Here is a 17,768-nt window from a genome sequence, read left to right as displayed (position 1 = left end):
TCATTATATCATTTATCCCTTCGTTTTAGAAGAAAAGCGTTTACTTTACGTATGAAACATGGCATGATAAAATTATTTTTATAAATCATGTAACATTTGATGAATGAAACACGTCTAATTAGTGAAGATGATAGAGAGGGGTGATGACATGGATGCTTTTGAAGTCTTGTATCAAAAATATAAACAGGATGTTTATCATTACCTGTTATACCTGTGCAAGAATCCATCCCTTGCGGAAGATCTGATGTCAGAAACCTTTTTAAAGGCCTATGTTTCTTTACATCAATTGAAGAAGGATGAACAGGTCAAGACATGGCTGTTAACAATCGCTAGAAACCAGTTTCTAAGTGACTGTCGTAAAAAGAAAATTACCGTATCCTATGAGGATTATATGGACAGCTTTGTGAAAGAACCCATTCCTTATGATATCTCTATAATCAAAGAACTCATTAAACAAAAGGATGAACGCAGTCAGCGCCTGTTTCAGATGCGATTAGATGGTTATTCCTATGCTGAAATTGCTTCTGCATTACATATATCGGAAAATTCCTGCCGTGTCATTGATTTTCGTTTAAAACGATGGTTGAAAGAGGAACTGAAAAAGGAGGATGCCCTATGAATAAACTGCCTTGTGAGGTTGTAATGGATTTGATTCCATTAATCAAAGATCATGTTGCCAGTAAAGAAAGTGAAGAGCTTGTAAGAGCACATATTCGAGAATGTGATAACTGCCGTCAGTATTATGAGCTATTGGATGATACCTCTTTTGATGATCAAAAAGTCATAGAAACAATACGTCATAAACGAAATCTTTATTTAACATTTATCTTATTGGCTGGTGTGATTACAGGCTATCAGCTCTCCTTAAGCTACTACATGTTTATCAATGTATGGATCATGCCTGTGATTGGTATATTATGCCATATGATCAAACCAGTAAAAACTTATCGTCTGGCATTAATTTGCGCAGCTGTTTTCACTGCTTTATCCCTATTTGGCACTCTGTTACAATATGGCATTGATGATGGAATGATCCTGAGTACGCTTGCGATTTTTATCCTCATGTTTGTTCTTATCATGATTGGAAAACTATTAGCAATGCTGCTTCATTATGCATGGAAAGGAAGATGGAAATGAAAAACAATAAAATAAAAAGAAGCTTTGCATTACTTGCTGCTGTAATTATCATAATCGCATTGATATTTCTTGTAATTAGCTTTTATGGTAATCCTATAACCCACAAACATATGCGCAAAGAAGCAGACGCTTATATGAAAGAGCACTTTCCTGGTATCACTTATGAAATCACAGAAACCCGTTATATTCCTAAACTAAACAGTTATCGTATCACTGTATTAGATAAAGATCATAACCATAAATTTACCATTTTGTACTATACAAAAAGTGGTGAAATGAATGATTCGTATTATTGGGAAACATGTGAATTTATTGATAATAAATATGCATCCATTGCGGATATGATGGAACAGGATATCCAAAAGACCTTACCTGAAAAAGATGCTTACTTAGAAATATACATTGATTGTGACAGTAAAAACATGCATCTGGACATGGAATTTCAGCCACAGCAAAACGATGTTCCTGTGACACTTCTCTATCATAGCAAAGAGAAAGAAACAGTGCCTATTTCAATGGAGGAATTTGAAAAAATATTAGAAATCTTACAGCCATTACCCGATAAATTTCATGTACATGTGGATACGATACGTGTGTGTAACATCGAAGTTTCAATTCATAAACTAGAGGATAAAGATTATCTTCAAAAAGCACTGGACAAACGTAATGCATCTATCAAAGATTTGAATTAATAGCGAAAAAAAAGGAACGCATGTTCCTTTTTCATAGTATTTTGAGTATAAGTGTAAACACATAGCATCAGCGATAGCTACATTTCTTCTAACTTTCTTTTATATTCTATAACCGTTTCAATTCTTAACTTTACCTGTTCCACAATGGCAACAACTTCATTGAAAGGCTCTTGATTTGTAAAACTATTTCCACCTTTTAAAAGATAGCGCGTACCATTTATAATTTTCCATTTCTTTTTTAAATTTCCATCACTTGAGTTGTCTGGACTAAATATATCTAAATCATCTGTATAATCAATTTCTCCCATAAGCAATTTTCCCATATCTTCACTAAAATCATTTTCAAAGAAATTAATATCTTTCCATTCAATATCAGAGTCATCTTTTACCCAATATTGATCACTTAAACTAAGCCCAAAACACTTTTCAAGCAATTCCATAGAAGAATCAATATTCATTTCTGCCATTGCTTCTTTAAATCTACTTCTAGAAGCAGGAATTGATCGATTTTTTCACCAATCATTGAAAGCTTTTCTTGTAATACCAGTTTTATATTCCATAATTCCTAAAGGTGCATATTCAGAATGGCTAATCTTTGTGATTTTAGTAATCGTATGTGTTTCATGATCATAAGAAAAATCCAATACTTCAATATTTTTGTTCATTAGCTTATAATTCATATAATACACTCCTTCTTATCCAAATGTTTTAAATATTATATCATATCTTAAACACTGTTTCACTAAAATGAAGAATCATCTATCTTATCTTTCTTATTCATACAACTTTCCCATAAAAAACATTTTAGCTATCGTCTTAAAATCTATATGTTCCCAATCAATTTCACTTTCATTAATTTCTGAAGCATCTTCCACCCAATTAGCTACTGACATCAAATATTCAGGTATGGTTAGATTATACCATTCTTTATGATGTTCTTGAAAGTCGTCAGCTAAAGCATTTAGAAAAGCAATAAAATCATCCTTATTTGAAATCTTATGAATTTCATCCATCATACAAAATACCTCCTCTTATATTACCATTATATCTTTTATTATGTATAAAGCATATCTATATTATCAAAAAGTTCATATGGATATGCTTTTTTTACTTATGGATCAATAACCGTAGGTGTTAATCCAATCCCCACGACTTCATTGACAATTCTTGTCCATGTGCCACAACCAACAATTCCATCTGCACTTAAGCCGTTTTCTCTTTGATATGCAATTAAAGCAGAGCGTGTATTTCCACCAAATATGCCATCCAATGTCTGCGTACTGTATCCTAACGCATTTAACGCATCCTGAAGAATCAATACATAAACACCACGGCTTCCCTGTCGTAAGGTAGGATATCCTGCACTACATGCGGGCACACCATATCGTTTATCAAAATGTACCCATGTCGGTGTTAGATATTGTGGTTCTACATACACCCATACACCTAAATTATTGGCGATATTCCAAATACGATTACGTTGTGTTTGGGATAACGCCTGCCCTACATCAAAAGAAACGCCGGCATAGTGTTGTGACTGGCGCCCATGCCCACCTTCCCAGATACGTTTGAATGCATATCGAAATGGAATCGGTGCCCCATACGTTCTACGAGTAGCGTTCCATGCTTCCATCGCTGCATTGGTTGTCCAAAGAACATTTGATCTAGATGATCCACGAAACTCCCGTACCAGCATGGTATTCCCATAAGCATAAGGCATCGGGTCGTTTTCTCCTCGATCAAAAACTTCCAAAGCATCATTATATACATCATAAACAAAGATTTTTGCCACGTTTTCCCTCCTTTCAATCTATTTTATGAGGATAAAAATGGTAGGTATGGACAAATCAGCTATATCTGTTTTAAACTCAATTATTCTAGTTGCATGCATCTCGTGGGGTTATTCAAAAAGAAAGAGAAAAAAATAAAAACAGAATCTATCGAAATTTATAAATGAAACAGAATTTGATGAATTAGAAAGTTATATCACGAATACTTTTGGGGAAATGGAAAATGTTTTTCATGAAGTATATTCCCCCTGATATCCATGTCGATATTGATATCATTCCTCCTAATGAACATGATCATTTCTATAAACTGATCACTATGGGAATGGGTGCACATGATATGCATGTTCCATCAGAAATAGCGGAATATGAATTAGCAAATGCAGAACTTATGATCTACCTTCCTGTGGATTGGGACATTTATCAAAAAAATCAAAATGAAAATAATTATTGGCCGATTCGCTAGCTGAAAATCCTTGCGCGCATGCCCATCAATTGTGATACATGGCTGGGACATGGACATACCATTTTCCGTTGGTGAAAATCATGAAACATTATCTGAGAATATTCAATTTGAGAGTATTGCCTTAGTAGAAACTTGTGATAAACATGGTGAAATTGCCTGTTGCCGTTTAAGTAGTGGAAAATTATTTCGATTTTATCAATTAATTCCTTTATATGATGAAGAACTACAAGTAATGCAGTATGAAGATATAGATACCTTACTAGAGAAATTTGATAATGATTTTTCTTATGTAGTAGATATTCATCGTAAGCATTATTTGGAATAATTTAGAAAAAGGCCTGAAATACATGTTTCAGACCTTTTATGCTTACAACTGTTTACGATTAAATAATATGACTGCGCCAATATAAGTAGTAGCACATAGTACAATGCAAACGCCAATCGCTGGATAGATTTGATCTAAAGATATCGTTTCTTGTAGTAATGCCATGTTATCAGAAATCAATGTCACAGGATTATACTTTGTGATCTCAGGAATCATATTCATGAGCATAAGTGCAATATAACTTCCTCCACTTAATAATAAACCACCCGCACTTGAACATGTTATGACACCACCTAAAAGCATGAGTGAACACATCAGGACACCAAATAACCATACACAGGTCAATGAAAGGAATAGATGTGGAAGATGCCATTGTGACCAAAAAATCAATCCATAAAGTAACGTCACGATAACACAGGTTACATAGCACATTGTCCAAACACATACAAGAAATGTCATTTTTGATAGAAGGATCTTTTTTCTTGATAATCCTTTGGTTACTATGTTGATAAGGGTTCCTTTTTGAATTTCAGTGGATAAAATAGAGCTGAAGGATAATAGAAAGATGATAAGTCCCATTTGATTGATATTCTTGAAGAACTGCGCCCAGGAATCAAATACTGTTGGCTGTGGAAGCTCCATAGACATTCCCTCTGGCATCATACTTTTTAAAAGCTCTGGCATATATTTCGCAAAGATGGGATTCATAAAGCCAAAGGCAAGAAATACGATGATCAAAATCATAAATTTATAAGAACGGATACATTCCATGAATTCTTTTTTGGTAAAGGCTAAATATCCTTTCATTGTACCACCTCCATAAACACATGCTCCAGAGATGGCTGCTGCCAAGCAAAATTTAGAGGCATGATATTTTGTTCAAGCAATTTCTCCATCAGCTGTTTTTCTAATACTTCTGGTGTATCACTTTGAATGATCATCTGGTTTTCTTCGATATGAATTTGATCATGTATGGTGGATAGTATTTTATACATTCTTTGTAAGTCATCTGTCTTTTGAAAATGTATCATAAAAGTATTTTTCCCATATGCCTTCCTTAATGCATTTAATTCCCCATGAAGTGCAATCACACCATCTTTTAATATTGCGATATAATCACAAATACGCTCTACATCACTTAAGATATGGGTTGATAAAATAATCGTTGTTTTCTCTTTCACTTGTAAAAGGATATCCAGAATTTCTTTCCTGCCAATGGGATCTAATGCAGATGTAGGTTCATCACATATCAATAATTTTGGTTCATTCAATAAAGCCTGAGCAATGCCAAGTCGCTGTTTCATTCCACGGGAATATCCTTTTAATTTCTTTTTCTTATAGGCATCTAAGCCTACCATTTTTAATAACTCCTGAATTCTTAATTTAGAAACGGTTGTTTCCATATGACTGATATCAGCGCATAATTTCATATACTCTGTTGCATTCATAAACCCATAATATTCTGGCACATCGCTTAAATATCCGATATAAGCATTGGTTTTTGTTTCGCCAAAGCTTACCTTTTCTCCACATACATAGATGCTGCCTTCATCACTTTTCAATAAGCCTAAAATCATTTTCATGGTTGTGGTTTTCCCTGCCCCATTTTGACCGATAAACCCATAAATGGAATGCTGGGGAACGTGTAGATCAATGCCTTTCAGCACTTGTTGTGTACCAAAACTTTTTTTCAGGTGCTGGATTTCTAAGATATCACTCATTCCTGATCACCCCTGCCAAAGACAAAATAAATAATTGGCCCGATAAATTGAAGGAATACTACAATGATACACCAAATCATTTTATTTCCAAAACGGTAATTGGGATGGCGTAATACATGAATCAAAGAAAATACCGCAAGAAATATTTCTAATATCGCTAATGGCAGAATAATAGGAAGGGCTTCATTTAATGACATATTAATTTTCCTCCTTAAGCATTGATTTTAGCTTTTCTATAATATTTTTATAACGGAATTCTTCATGAATAAATGTGAAGGAAGGATTCTGTTCAAGACTTTGGATTAATGTATCTTTGATACTATGCTCATTTCTTGGGGCATTTGGTCCTAAATCAAGTTCTTCCAGCCATGCGTCGATTTGATTAAAGAAGGCATCTCCTTTTAATACGTGAAAATCCCCCTGATGAAGCTCTACAACATGCATGATATGTTCCAGCTGTGTTAAAACAGCTTCTTTGTCCTGACGCATAGCGTAAACGTTTGCTGTGGAAAGATAAAAGCCAACTGCAGTAAATGGGTGCAACTGATCAAGTTCAAATAATTGCACAATGCCGCCAATACGATGAATCACCTGATCACATATATTCTGCTCCTGCATATGGTAAACCATATAATTCAAACTATCCTGTACAAAATACAATAAATACTGGAAAATAGAAGCCTGTAAGATTTCACTTGCTTTTTCTGTTTTGTTCATCATTTGATATGCCATCGCAATCAATTCATTATCCATTTGTATGTTCTTAGATGATTCCCCCAGTATATTTAGGACTTCTTCTGGTTGATTCAGCTGAAGATGAACCATGGAGGCCATGATTTGTGATTCTTTAATTAAGGAAGCATCACCGCTTTTTTCCTCGATTCTTTTACATATCGTTAAAATCTGTTCATAGATTTCTGCTTGATTTTCATAAAGATAGGCATGATTCAATAATAATACCGTCATTTGATTTAAGAATGGAAAACAGCTAGCATAACGACGAAGATATTCCTTTAATTTCTCCATAGCCGCATCTTTATCACCATTTCCCATTTCATCTGATAATGTATGATAGATTCTTCTGATTTGTTTTTTGTTTAGCTGTGGCTCATAGCCAATTAATTCATCTAACGTCACATTAAACAGATTTGCTAATTCTGGTAAAAACATGATATCGGGATACGTCGCCGATGTTTCCCATTTTGATACACTTGATTTACTAACTCCCATATAATTCGCAAGTTCCTCCTGCGTCATATGTTCCTTTTTACGTAAACGGATGATATTCTCTCCTAAATGTAATAACTCCATTACACTTACCTCCTTTGTTCATGTCCATTATATCCTTGTGTCATGTACAAAACAATGGAGTAAGACGCAACAACAGGAAGAAAAGTTTCCTGAAAGGAAATCACAATATATAAAATATTGTAAAAAGTATCTATGGATGATAAAATACGTGTGGGAAAAAGGAGAATATGACATGAAATATGTAATATGTGATATGGATGGTACGCTGCTGGATAGTAAAAAGCGTTTACCTTCAAAGTTAAATAAAGTGATTGACGAATTAAAAAAAAGAGATGTCATTTTTGGCATTGCCAGTGGCAGACAATATTTTAATTTGTATGAACAATTCCCGGATCATCGGGATGATATGTTATTTATCGCAGAGAATGGCGGTATCGTTTATCAGGGAAAAACACCTGTATTTGCGGATGCCCTGCCTATGGAAGATATACAACGTGTTATCATAAAAGCACGTCAGATAAAAGATTCTTATCCAATTGCCTGTGGTATGAAAAGTGCATATCTGGAAACAGAAGATGCGCAGTTCTTAAAAAATGCGCATATGTATTATGCCCATTTGGAAATCGTTGATGATATTTTAACAGCGATACAAAATGATCAAATCGCAAAAATCACACTTTATGATAAACGCAATGCACAGACAAATTCCTATGCAGCGATCAAAGCAGATACTGGAAGTTTACGACCTGTGGTTTCTGGTGAGGACTGGGTAGATATATCTAATCCAACCACTAGTAAAGGCAATGCCATTGCGATGTTAAAAACAAAATATCATCTAGACATTGATGATTTTGTGGCTTTTGGGGATTTCATGAATGATTATGAAATGATGAAAGAATGTACCTATTCTTATGCTATGGCAAACGCTCATCCTGATTTAAAAACAGTGTGTAATTATGAAACATGCAGTAATGATGAAGATGGTGTAATCAAAGCCATTTGTGCATTATATGATTTAGATTATGAAGCTTTGTAGGCATCGATATTGATGCCTTTTTTCATTTAAAAAAATACGCAATCGCGTATTTTTCTTATTTATATTTTGTATAAGCCTCATTTTGAAGCATTTTAAATTTTTCTAAATTATGAGCATCATATGCGATATAATCATATCCGCATGCTTCCTGCACACTCATTTTATGGTCCATATCATATGCGGTATATTTCACATTTTCTCTCAAGCGAAAATGTCCAAAACTTACAGATGTGAAGATATAAGAATCCCCTGTATTTGCATTTAGCGCAGGCTTTAAAAACATAATATATTCCTCATTTTCATGTAATGGGACAGCACCTTCAAAATAATTGGCATTTTCATTCCATAGGACATCATCATATACAGAAATCGTTTGATTCACATCATATCCTTTATATACCTGCGTGATTTCACATTCATTGATCACGCCTTTTCCAGCAATTTTCCTATCTATCATTTTGGCTTTCACAATAACCTCAGAATGTTTTTCTATATCTGTAAGATCTGATACATCATCATCCTTCATAATATAATCAAATAGTTCTTTATAGCTTAAACAATCTTTTTCAGAGAACATTGATAATTCTAATCGGTTATATTTATCATTTGTTAAATGTTCTTTCCCTGACCAGACAAACGCTAATACACCAACTATGATGATATACACAGCAAAACATCCAATACATAACTTTCTCATATGAACATCCCCTGATTTTCTATCAGCTTTCCCTGACTCATATAAAATATTTGATCACATATTTCTAAATCTTTTTCATTATGACTGCTGATTAAAATCAGCTTGCCTTTTTCACGTTCTTCCTTCAAAATTTCATATAGATCCTGTACACCTTCTTTATCGATTCCATTGAATGCCTCATCTAATATGATGATTTTCTGGTTTTCCATCATCGCCTGAGCTAGACGTAAACGTTGTCGCATACCAAGAGAATAAGTTTTATATTTTTTATATTCATGCCCTTCTAAACCAAATTTTTTTAATTGTTGTTTGATCAGGATAGTATCCGGTTGATGATTGATACGATATAACAACATCAAATTATCAAAGCCACTCAGGTTGTCATAAAACTCTGGATGCTCAATCAATGTCCCAAAAATGCGTAAGTCGATATCATCATAGATAACTGATTTATGATCTAAAATAACATCCCCTTTGGTTGGTAAAATGATACCGGTAATTGCTTTAAACAACATGCTCTTTCCTGCACCATTTCTACCTGAAAAGCCATAGATATGCCCACTTGTTAAAGATAAATTGATATCCTCTAAAATGGTATATCCTTTTATAATTTTTGTATAATGTGTTACTTCTAATTCCATATGCTATCCCTCCAAAATCTTGTTTATATTTTCAATCTTATCTGTATGCTTCATAAGATGAGCATACAATAAATACAGAACGCTGTTGAAACAGATGATCATACACAGCAATACAGCTATAGGATATACATATGGCAAAATCCATAGTTTTGTAAAGAATGTGCTGATATTCAAATTTTCCAATATGAATTCTAATAATATGAATAATATAAAAAATAAAATGTATCCATATATCTTTTGTTTACAGAGAATACCTAATATTTTACAAAGATGATCTATGATAATGAAGATACCTGTATCAATCAACACATAGATGACAAAGTAATACATAGAATCAAATCTTAGTACAGCACCATTCAACATTAATGCCATACATAAATACCATTTACATTTTAGTAACCATGTTTTTCTAACATATACAGAAATATTTTTATATCGAAAATAAAGCATTGGCCATATCTCTGTTTTTTCTAATATATATCCTATTAAAAGAATAACCATGAATATTCCATAACGTGGAATCAGCATCGTATAAACATTGATATATAATTCGATGTGATCGATAAAGATACATAAGAACCAGGCAATGACCAACATCATTTCAACATATCTTCTTGTAGGAATCATAAGAGTAAATCTTTCTTTTTAAACAAGAAAACACAAAGTGTGGCAATCCCAGACAGAAATAAAATAAAGTATAACAGGAAAGCATCTGATACATCAAAAACAGAATTTAGCTGTAATTGCAGCATAATGGAAAGATGAGGAATTTTCAATATCATCGTAATAAATTCAACAACGATAATCAAAATCATACTGCTGAAATAAATAAGTATTCGTTTTTTAAACAGGAAGGATAAAGCATAAGATAGTCCTGCTAATAAGGCATAAATCATGGAAATATGTAGCATAAGCATGATGGAATACATCATGGGATTATCAAATTTAAGTGTATCTAAGAACCACTTAGCGCTAACCTCCTGCATAAATGGCAAATCTGATCGATATGTTACCATATTACCATTACCAAAAATGATGGAAAAACTGATGTAATTCAAAAAGAAACAAAAGCACGAAAGCAGGAAAACCAAAATGATACTTAAAAAATAACGAATTAATATATTTTTCATATAATCCATTCTTGTATGAAGAAATGCACAGTTTCCCTGTTTCAATTCCATGAAAGTAGAATCAGCTAACAGCTTATTAAACAAAAATGGCAATCCAAAAATCAAAAAAGGCGCAATTCTTAAAAACGGATAGGTAAGTATAGATAAATAATCAGCACTTGGACAATTTTGTGCATATGCAATCCATTCATAATTTTTAGTGAATACAATTAAGATATCACTTAATGAAAAGATCATCAACGCACATAAAATAAAGTAAATCACCTTTTGTTTCTCTATTAACAATAAATTATATTTCCATATTTTCATATCATTCTCCTACACTGAATGATCAGCTTCCCCTTTTGTATGTAGCTTTCTTTATAGATACATGATATCATTTTACAAGTATTAGTCAAGTGCTTTCAGGCATACAAAAAAAGAAGATGCGCTAATACTTTGCATCTTCACTTATGATTAGATCCATTGGAATATCATGTGGATAAACATCTAATTGAGGAAACTTCTGGCATTCAAATGCAACACCAATTTTCATTCCCTGATAATCTTTTAAATAGCGATCATAGTATCCTTTGCCATGTCCCATACGATGCCCTTGTGCATCAAACGCAACCATAGGCACAATAATCATATCTATTTCATTTTTATCAATGATTTTGGCATTGACTGGTTCTAAAATCCCATAACGGCTTTTTTTGAATACTGTATTTTCATCCACAAGATAAAAGCTCATTTGATAATCGCTATCACATACTGGTACACAACATGTGATATCCGCTTGTTTTAAAAGTTTTGTGATATCCACCTCATGACCATATGCCATATATATACCAACAATGCCTTTTAGATAAGGTTCAAGATTCTTTAAAATGGCTTCACTTTTTATTTGAACTTCTTTCATACTCAAAGCATTTCGCTTTGTATAAGCAATTTCACGTTTATCCAATAGAATCACTCATATCTAATTTTAATAACTGGTTTAATTCGACTGCATATTCCATTGGCAGCTCTCTTGTGAACGGTTCTAAAAATCCCATAACAATCATTTCGGTAGCCTGTGCTCTAGTAAGTCCACGACTCATCAGATAGAATAATTGTTCCTCACTGATATTTGATACTGTGGCTTCATGCTCGATTTGAGAAGTTAAATTCTTAGATTTGTTTGTAGGAATCGTATCACTGCGGCTTTGTTTATCCAGAATCAATGTATCACATTCTACCTTGCTTTTCGCATGTTCTGCATTTGGTGAATGATAGACAAGTCCTCGATAATTGACTTCCCCGCCATTTCTCGATACGGATTTACTAATAATATTACTATAAGTATTTGGCGCTAGGTGGATCATTTTCGCACCAGCATCCTGTACCTGATTTTTTCCAGCGACTGCAATGGAAATACATGTACCCTTCGCATATGGTTCAGCCAAGATACAAGCAGGATATTTCATATTGATATAAGAACCAATATTACCATCGATCCATTCCATGCTTCCATTCTCCAATACTTTTGCACGCTTTGTGACAAGATTCAATATATTGTCACTCCAGTTTTGAACGGTTGAATAACGACATCTTGCATTTTTATGCACAAAAATTTCTACAACTGCCGCATGTAAAGAATCTTTGGAATAAATCGGTGCTGTACAACCTTCTACATAGTGTACATCCGCACCTTCATCCACAATGATCAGTGTTCTTTCAAACTGTCCCATGCTTTCGGTATTGATACGGAAATAAGATTGTAGTGGTTTATCCAGATGTACCCCTTTTGGCACATAGATAAAACTTCCTCCACTCCATACACAGCTGTTTAATGCCGCAAATTTGTTATCTGTATAAGGAACCAGTTTCCCAAAATATTGTTTAAATAATTCTGGATGCTTTTTAAGTGCGGTATCTGTATCTAAGAAGATTACACCTTTTTCTTCTACTTCTTCCAACATATTGTGATAAACAGCTTCACTATCATATTGTGTCGTAACACCAGCTAAAAATTCTTTTTCTGCTTCTGGGATACCTAGTTTATCAAAAGTATCTTTGATGGTTTCTGGTACATCATCCCAGCTTTTTTCAGTTTTATCACTTGGTTTTATGTAATATGTATAATCATCAAAATCTAAAACACTTAAATCCGGTCCCCAGTCTTGAATCTCCATGCTTTCAAACTTTTCAAATGCCTGAAGACGATATTCTCTCATCCAGTCAGGCTCTTGTTTGATTCTACTGATTTCAAGAACCGTTTCTCTTGTCAAACCTTTATTGGTTTTATAAACACTGGTATCCTTGTCATGGAAACCATATTTATATTCTTCATTATTTGGGATGTTATTATTTTCCATTTTCATCCTCGCTTTCTTCGATCATCTGCTGCATTGCTTTCCAGCCAATGGTTGCACATTTGATACGGTTGGCTTGTTTACCAACATTATAGAATGCCACAGCTTCTTCTAATAATTCTTCATCATAAGGTTTATTATCAATCATATTAAAATAATTCTCAATGATTGCTTTGGCTTCTTCTAGAGTTTTTCCCTGAAGCAGTTCACTCATAATGGAGGTGGAAGCTGTGGAAATGGTACATGCTTCTCCATCGAAACGTATATCTTCCACAACTCCATCTTTAATTTTGCTTTGTACATAGATATCATCGATACAAGAATCACTTGCCATGTGTTTTTCGTGGTATTCAGGGTTCTTGCATAATTCATGATTTCTTGGATATTCATAATGATCCATAATAATCTGACGTAAGATCATAGGATCTTTTAATAAATCTGACATCGCTTACGACCTCCTAAAAGAATACATCAATACATGCTTCCATCGTAGCTTTTCTACATACATCAAGGAAACGGTCAATATCTTCCTTAGATGTATAGAAATATAAGGATGCACGTACCGTAGCACTGGTTCCCAGTACTTCATTTAATAATTTCGCACAATGCTGTCCTGTTCTTACCGCAATACCATTGGCATTAAAGAAAGAACCAACGTCCTGTGCAAATACACCTTTTACATTAAAGGTAATAATCCCTGTATCATTGTTTTCATTATAGATAATGATATGATCCATCTTTTTCATTTCTGACACTGCATAATCACGCAGTTGTTTTTCATAGGCATGAATATTTTCTTTGCCCAGTGCATTGATATAATCAATTGCCGCATGTAAACCAAATACACCTTCAATTGGCTGTGTACCACTTTCAAATTTCAAAGGAGCATCCTTCAATAACACATCTCCACATGCATTGAAGCGGGCATTGCTTTCCCCACCATATAATAAAGGATCCATCGCTTCTAATAATTCATATTTGCCATATAATACACCAATCCCGGTTGGTCCACACATTTTATGTGCAGAGAATGCCAGAAAATCGCAATCTAAATCTTTCACATCCACAGGAATATGTGGAACACTTTGTGCACCATCCACAACTACGATTGCCCCATAGCGATGTGCCAGAGCACAGATTTCTTTGATTGGCACAAGATTTCCCAATACATTGGTAATTTGTGCTAAAGCAATGACTTTGACATTGTCATTCATCATATATTCTATATTTTCAACGGTAATTCTGCCTTCTTCATCTAAGGGAATATATTCCATAACAGCGCCTGTTTCCTGTGCCACTTTCATCCATGGAAGTACACAGGAAGCATGTTCTGCCTCACTGCTCAAAATGATATCGCCTTCAGATAAAAACTTTCGTCCATATCCAAATGCAACGGTATTCAAGCCTTCACTTGCGCCACTGGTATATACGATTTCATTGACATCCGCATGGATAAAATCCGCAACCACCTGTCGTGTACCTTCAAATTCTTGATCGACAAAATAGCTTAAATCGTAATCCCCACGATGGGCATTGGTTGAATAATTCTCATAATAATTGCAGACAGCATCAATCACACTTCTTGGTTTTAATGTTGTCGCCCCATTGTCTAAATACACAAGTGGGTGCTGCTGCATCATTTTTCCCTGCAGCATAGGAAAGTCTTTACGGACTTCTTCTATATTACGCATGTAATCCCACCTTTGTTTCTATTTCATTTTTTAATTCTGCCGCAAGATTTTCATCATTTAATACGGTAGTGATTGGCATCATATAGCCAATTGTTAATAAACCTAATGCCTGTTCACGTGTCAAGCCTCTTGACTGCAGATAATATAATTGATTTTCATCCGGCTGCCCAAGGGTTGTCGCATGACTTGCTTTTACATCGTTTTCATCAATCAAAAGCAATGGAATAACTTCACTGCTTTGCTGCTTGCTTAAGGTAAGCACTCTACTTGCCTGATGTGATGCACTATCATGTGCACCTTTCACAATTTTGCCACAAGCCTCCATAGAATAATCTCCATGCTCCTTGATTACTGCATAATTCTCAATCAAACCGCTTGTATAAGGCACTTCATGAACACATAAGACATGGTAGTGTTTCTTGCTTTGCGCAATGCATACATTCATTAAATGAGCATCTGCACCTGTTTCTTTTAGATATACTTTATTATCCGCCAAAACAACGCCATCCTCTATTTCCAGATACCCAAGTGTTAAGTGTGCATCTTTATAGATTTCACTTACATCATCCATTTTCATCTGTGATACTTCATTACGAAGCAATACATGTGTCTGACTGCCTTCTTCACAAATGAAACGACTCTTTACCTGTGCATCCTTTCCACTATATGTAATTGATAAGGAAACGTTTCTATGTTTACCTATATGAAAGATGAATTCTTGTTCTCCATGTACATCAAAGTGATGAGAAGAAAATCCGTTTTCTTCAATTCTGATTTCCTTGATCTCACTCATAGCTATACTCCTTTAGCTGCACATGAACCAAGCAGTTCTACCTTTTTTTCTTCTTCCTTCACTACATGAACATCGTATTCTTTTTCAATCCAGTCATAGCCCTGCTGATCGATTTTATCCACAAGCTCTTTCCCACCGCTGACAACGATTTTTCCATCTACCAGCACATGCGCATGCGTTGGTTTTAATAAATCAAGGAAACGAGCATAGTGTGATACGACCACAAGTCCTAAATCCTGTGTTTCTTTCATATCATTAACAGCGTCAGCCACGATTTTTAACGCATCTACATCCAGCCCACTGTCGATTTCATCCAGCATCGCAATACTTGGTTTTAACATTTTCATCTGTACGATTTCATTACGTTTCTTTTCACCGCCAGAAAATCCTTCATTTAAGAAACGATGTGCCAAATCTTCTTTCATTTCCATCTGTTTGATGGTTTTTTCCATTTCTTTGATAAAGCTGAATAATGGAATCGGACGTTCTCTTCTGGCATTGATTGCCGCACGTAAAAAATCAGAATTTGTTACACCGCTGATTTCACTTGGATATTGCATGCCTAGAAACAGACCAGCACGGCTTCTTTCATCCACTTCCATCGCCAATACATCCTTGCCATCAAGCAGAATACTTCCTTCACTGATATGGAACTTTGGATTTCCCATAATTGCCGCTAACAGCGTACTTTTTCCATTCCCGTTAGGTCCCATCAGCGCATGGGTTTCTTTACTGTTGATTGTAAGATTTAATCCTTTTAATATCGCTTTTCCATCCACATCTACGTGTAGATTTTTTATTTCAAGACAACTCATTGTCATCATCCTTTCATTTCCTTGTATTATTCTACCAAAAAATCTAACGTTTAACAATCAAAACGATTATCCATTTTCATACATTTCTTCCATATTTAAAAAAACTGTAGAATCTTAAGGGATGACATCTGAGGATTGTATGAACATTTCATGGGAAATTACGTGAAAAATGCGTAAAAAATTGCAATTCATACGCAGATAATTTATAATATTACGGTACGACTTAGGAGGCCTATATGATAGAAATATTAAAGAAACAATGGTTTGTGGTTCTAGTCGCAGTAATCTTTATCGGATTTGCGGTATACTGTGTCTATGATACAAACAAAGGAAAACTTCCTGGAAAGAAAGTAGATGGCAAAGAAGTTGTTGCCACAATGAAGGATTACACATTGACAGCAGATGATTTGTATACAAGTTTATACAAAGAAAACAATGGTGCTCAAACTTTGTATATCCGTTTCCAGAATCTAGTAATTGATGAATCTGTAAAAACTGATGATGCATTGAAAACACGTGCAGATGAAATCGCAAAAACTTTACAGAGTCAGGCAGAATCAATGGCAAGTTATTACAGCACAACAGCAGAAACATTAATTGCCAGTCAGTTAAAGAGCTATGGCTTTGAAGAAGATGATCTTGACGGTTATGCATTAATGGCTGCGAAAAACGAAAAATTAAGAGATGCTTACATCGATGCCCACAAAGATGAATTATTAACACCATTCTATAAGGATAAAAAACCACGTGTGGTATCCCACATCCTGATTAAAGTAGCTGATGTAAATAATCCAACTAAAGAAGAACAGAAGAAAATTGATGAAGTAGAGAAAGCATTAAAAGATGGCACTGATTTTGCGGAAGTTGCTAAAAAATACAGTGATGATACAGGAAGTAAAGATAACGGTGGATATATCGGCTATGTAGATAGCACCAATCCATCCAAGCTTGTACAAAGCTTTGTAGATGCCTCATTAAAACTGACAAAAGATGGCGAAGTTAGTGGCTGGGTGAAAGAAAGCAATGACAGCTACAGCGGATGGCATATGATCAAAGCTGATAAAGCTCAGTTAGATACCTTATTAAAGGATAAAGATGTGAAAAATCAGATTTATTCATCTATCGCATCATCCAGCAATGACATGTCTTTCAAATATATTTGGGAAGCAGCAAAAAAATTAGATATCAAATACGCAAATGATGATGTCAAGAAAGATATCATGAACTACATGGGCGTAGAAGAATAGGAG

25 protein-coding genes are annotated in these 17,768 nt (G+C 34.5%); 7 read left to right on the top strand and 18 right to left on the bottom strand.

Annotated elements, in window-relative coordinates:
- Window positions 1-148 precede the first annotated feature (148 nt).
- From DW761_RS15295 to DW761_RS15285, 3 genes are read left to right on the top strand one after another with little or no spacing between them, the layout of a single operon-like run.
- Window positions 149-619, top strand: a complete 471-nt coding sequence (locus DW761_RS15295; RefSeq protein ID WP_158553826.1) for an RNA polymerase sigma factor — start codon at window positions 149-151, stop codon at window positions 617-619.
- Window positions 616-1,137, top strand: a complete 522-nt coding sequence (locus DW761_RS15290) for a zf-HC2 domain-containing protein (protein ID WP_158553825.1) — start codon at window positions 616-618, stop codon at window positions 1,135-1,137. The genes DW761_RS15295 and DW761_RS15290 overlap by 4 nt, the downstream gene beginning before the upstream one ends.
- On the top strand, window positions 1,134-1,829 hold the full coding sequence (locus tag DW761_RS15285; RefSeq protein ID WP_117518648.1) for a hypothetical protein: 696 nt from the start codon (window positions 1,134-1,136) through the stop codon (window positions 1,827-1,829). The genes DW761_RS15290 and DW761_RS15285 overlap by 4 nt, the downstream gene beginning before the upstream one ends.
- A 77-nt stretch (window positions 1,830-1,906) precedes the next feature.
- Here the strand turns inward: DW761_RS15285 and DW761_RS15280 are convergent, their stop codons facing one another.
- From DW761_RS15280 to DW761_RS15270, 4 genes are all read right to left on the bottom strand, one after another.
- Window positions 1,907-2,296 (bottom strand): hypothetical protein, encoded by a 390-nt coding sequence (locus DW761_RS15280; RefSeq protein WP_117518647.1) that lies wholly within the window; start codon window positions 2,294-2,296, stop codon window positions 1,907-1,909.
- Window positions 2,297-2,341: 45 nt separating this feature from the next.
- On the bottom strand, window positions 2,342-2,509 hold the full coding sequence (locus DW761_RS21060; protein ID WP_158553824.1) for a hypothetical protein: 168 nt from the start codon (window positions 2,507-2,509) through the stop codon (window positions 2,342-2,344).
- 93 nt (window positions 2,510-2,602) lie between these two features.
- Window positions 2,603-2,845, bottom strand: a complete 243-nt coding sequence (locus tag DW761_RS15275) for a DUF7660 family protein (protein ID WP_117518646.1) — start codon at window positions 2,843-2,845, stop codon at window positions 2,603-2,605.
- Window positions 2,846-2,940: 95 nt separating this feature from the next.
- On the bottom strand, window positions 2,941-3,621 hold the full coding sequence (locus tag DW761_RS15270) for a peptidoglycan-binding domain-containing protein (protein ID WP_117518645.1): 681 nt from the start codon (window positions 3,619-3,621) through the stop codon (window positions 2,941-2,943).
- A gap of 221 nt (window positions 3,622-3,842) precedes the next feature.
- On the opposite strand from DW761_RS15270, the gene DW761_RS21700 reads away from it, so the two are divergent.
- Together DW761_RS21700 and DW761_RS21695 are read left to right on the top strand one after the other, a co-directional pair.
- Window positions 3,843-4,082, top strand: a complete 240-nt coding sequence (locus DW761_RS21700; protein WP_255412405.1) for a suppressor of fused domain protein — start codon at window positions 3,843-3,845, stop codon at window positions 4,080-4,082.
- Window positions 4,083-4,131: 49 nt separating this feature from the next.
- A complete protein-coding gene (locus DW761_RS21695; protein ID WP_255412403.1) occupies window positions 4,132-4,407 on the top strand; it encodes a suppressor of fused domain protein in 276 nt (91 codons plus the stop codon).
- Window positions 4,408-4,449: 42 nt separating this feature from the next.
- Here DW761_RS21695 and DW761_RS15260 read toward each other — a convergent pair whose 3' ends face one another.
- The 4 genes from DW761_RS15260 to DW761_RS15245 are packed head-to-tail and all read right to left on the bottom strand — an operon-like array spanning window position 4,450 to window position 7,439.
- On the bottom strand, window positions 4,450-5,214 hold the full coding sequence (locus DW761_RS15260; protein ID WP_117518644.1) for an ABC transporter permease: 765 nt from the start codon (window positions 5,212-5,214) through the stop codon (window positions 4,450-4,452).
- Window positions 5,211-6,128, bottom strand: a complete 918-nt coding sequence (locus DW761_RS15255) for an ABC transporter ATP-binding protein (RefSeq protein ID WP_117518643.1) — start codon at window positions 6,126-6,128, stop codon at window positions 5,211-5,213. Before DW761_RS15255 ends, DW761_RS15260 begins: the two co-directional genes overlap by 4 nt.
- Entirely contained in the window at window positions 6,125-6,325 is a 201-nt protein-coding gene (locus DW761_RS15250) for a PLDc N-terminal domain-containing protein (RefSeq protein WP_117518642.1), read from the bottom strand. The genes DW761_RS15255 and DW761_RS15250 overlap by 4 nt, the downstream gene beginning before the upstream one ends.
- Window position 6,326: 1 nt before the next feature.
- Window positions 6,327-7,439, bottom strand: a complete 1,113-nt coding sequence (locus DW761_RS15245) for a helix-turn-helix domain-containing protein (protein ID WP_117455119.1) — start codon at window positions 7,437-7,439, stop codon at window positions 6,327-6,329.
- A 172-nt stretch (window positions 7,440-7,611) separates the two neighbouring features.
- On the opposite strand from DW761_RS15245, the gene DW761_RS15240 reads away from it, so the two are divergent.
- Window positions 7,612-8,415 carry an HAD family hydrolase gene (locus tag DW761_RS15240; RefSeq protein ID WP_158553823.1) on the top strand — a complete coding sequence of 268 codons (804 nt, stop codon included), beginning with the start codon at window positions 7,612-7,614 and terminating at the stop codon, window positions 8,413-8,415.
- A 55-nt stretch (window positions 8,416-8,470) separates the two neighbouring features.
- On the opposite strand, the gene DW761_RS15235 is transcribed toward DW761_RS15240, so the two are convergent.
- From DW761_RS15235 to sufC, 10 genes are all read right to left on the bottom strand, one after another.
- A complete protein-coding gene (locus DW761_RS15235) occupies window positions 8,471-9,112 on the bottom strand; it encodes a hypothetical protein (RefSeq protein ID WP_117518640.1) in 642 nt (213 codons plus the stop codon).
- A complete protein-coding gene (locus DW761_RS15230; RefSeq protein ID WP_117518639.1) occupies window positions 9,109-9,753 on the bottom strand; it encodes an ABC transporter ATP-binding protein in 645 nt (214 codons plus the stop codon). The genes DW761_RS15235 and DW761_RS15230 overlap by 4 nt, the downstream gene beginning before the upstream one ends.
- 3 nt (window positions 9,754-9,756) lie before the next feature.
- Entirely contained in the window at window positions 9,757-10,380 is a 624-nt protein-coding gene (locus DW761_RS15225; protein ID WP_117518638.1) for a hypothetical protein, read from the bottom strand.
- A complete protein-coding gene (locus DW761_RS15220) occupies window positions 10,377-11,192 on the bottom strand; it encodes a hypothetical protein (protein ID WP_117518637.1) in 816 nt (271 codons plus the stop codon). Before DW761_RS15220 ends, DW761_RS15225 begins: the two co-directional genes overlap by 4 nt.
- Before the next feature lie 121 nt (window positions 11,193-11,313).
- On the bottom strand, window positions 11,314-11,829 hold the full coding sequence (locus DW761_RS15215; protein WP_117518636.1) for a 5-formyltetrahydrofolate cyclo-ligase: 516 nt from the start codon (window positions 11,827-11,829) through the stop codon (window positions 11,314-11,316).
- Window positions 11,822-13,222 (bottom strand): Fe-S cluster assembly protein SufB, encoded by a 1,401-nt coding sequence (gene sufB, locus DW761_RS15210; RefSeq protein ID WP_117518705.1) that lies wholly within the window; start codon window positions 13,220-13,222, stop codon window positions 11,822-11,824. The genes DW761_RS15215 and sufB overlap by 8 nt, the downstream gene beginning before the upstream one ends.
- Complete coding sequence (sufU, locus tag DW761_RS15205; protein ID WP_117455133.1) at window positions 13,212-13,664, bottom strand: Fe-S cluster assembly sulfur transfer protein SufU; 453 nt, start codon at window positions 13,662-13,664, stop codon at window positions 13,212-13,214. Before sufU ends, sufB begins: the two co-directional genes overlap by 11 nt.
- A 13-nt stretch (window positions 13,665-13,677) precedes the next feature.
- Entirely contained in the window at window positions 13,678-14,910 is a 1,233-nt protein-coding gene (locus tag DW761_RS15200; protein WP_117455135.1) for an aminotransferase class V-fold PLP-dependent enzyme, read from the bottom strand.
- Complete coding sequence (locus tag DW761_RS15195) at window positions 14,903-15,703, bottom strand: SufD family Fe-S cluster assembly protein (RefSeq protein ID WP_117518635.1); 801 nt, start codon at window positions 15,701-15,703, stop codon at window positions 14,903-14,905. The genes DW761_RS15200 and DW761_RS15195 overlap by 8 nt, the downstream gene beginning before the upstream one ends.
- A gap of 2 nt (window positions 15,704-15,705) precedes the next feature.
- Window positions 15,706-16,518 (bottom strand): Fe-S cluster assembly ATPase SufC, encoded by an 813-nt coding sequence (gene sufC, locus DW761_RS15190; protein ID WP_117455139.1) that lies wholly within the window; start codon window positions 16,516-16,518, stop codon window positions 15,706-15,708.
- A 236-nt stretch (window positions 16,519-16,754) separates the two neighbouring features.
- On the opposite strand from sufC, the gene DW761_RS15185 reads away from it, so the two are divergent.
- Complete coding sequence (locus DW761_RS15185; protein ID WP_117518634.1) at window positions 16,755-17,765, top strand: peptidylprolyl isomerase; 1,011 nt, start codon at window positions 16,755-16,757, stop codon at window positions 17,763-17,765.
- Window positions 17,766-17,768 lie beyond the last annotated feature (3 nt).

Source organism: Absiella sp. AM29-15 (genome assembly GCF_003434225.1).
GTDB lineage: Bacteria > Bacillota_I > Bacilli_A > Erysipelotrichales > Erysipelotrichaceae > Hoskinsella > Hoskinsella hominis.
The sequence above is the reverse complement of the archived record's forward strand: the minus strand, read 5'-3'. Positions and strand labels throughout refer to the sequence as shown.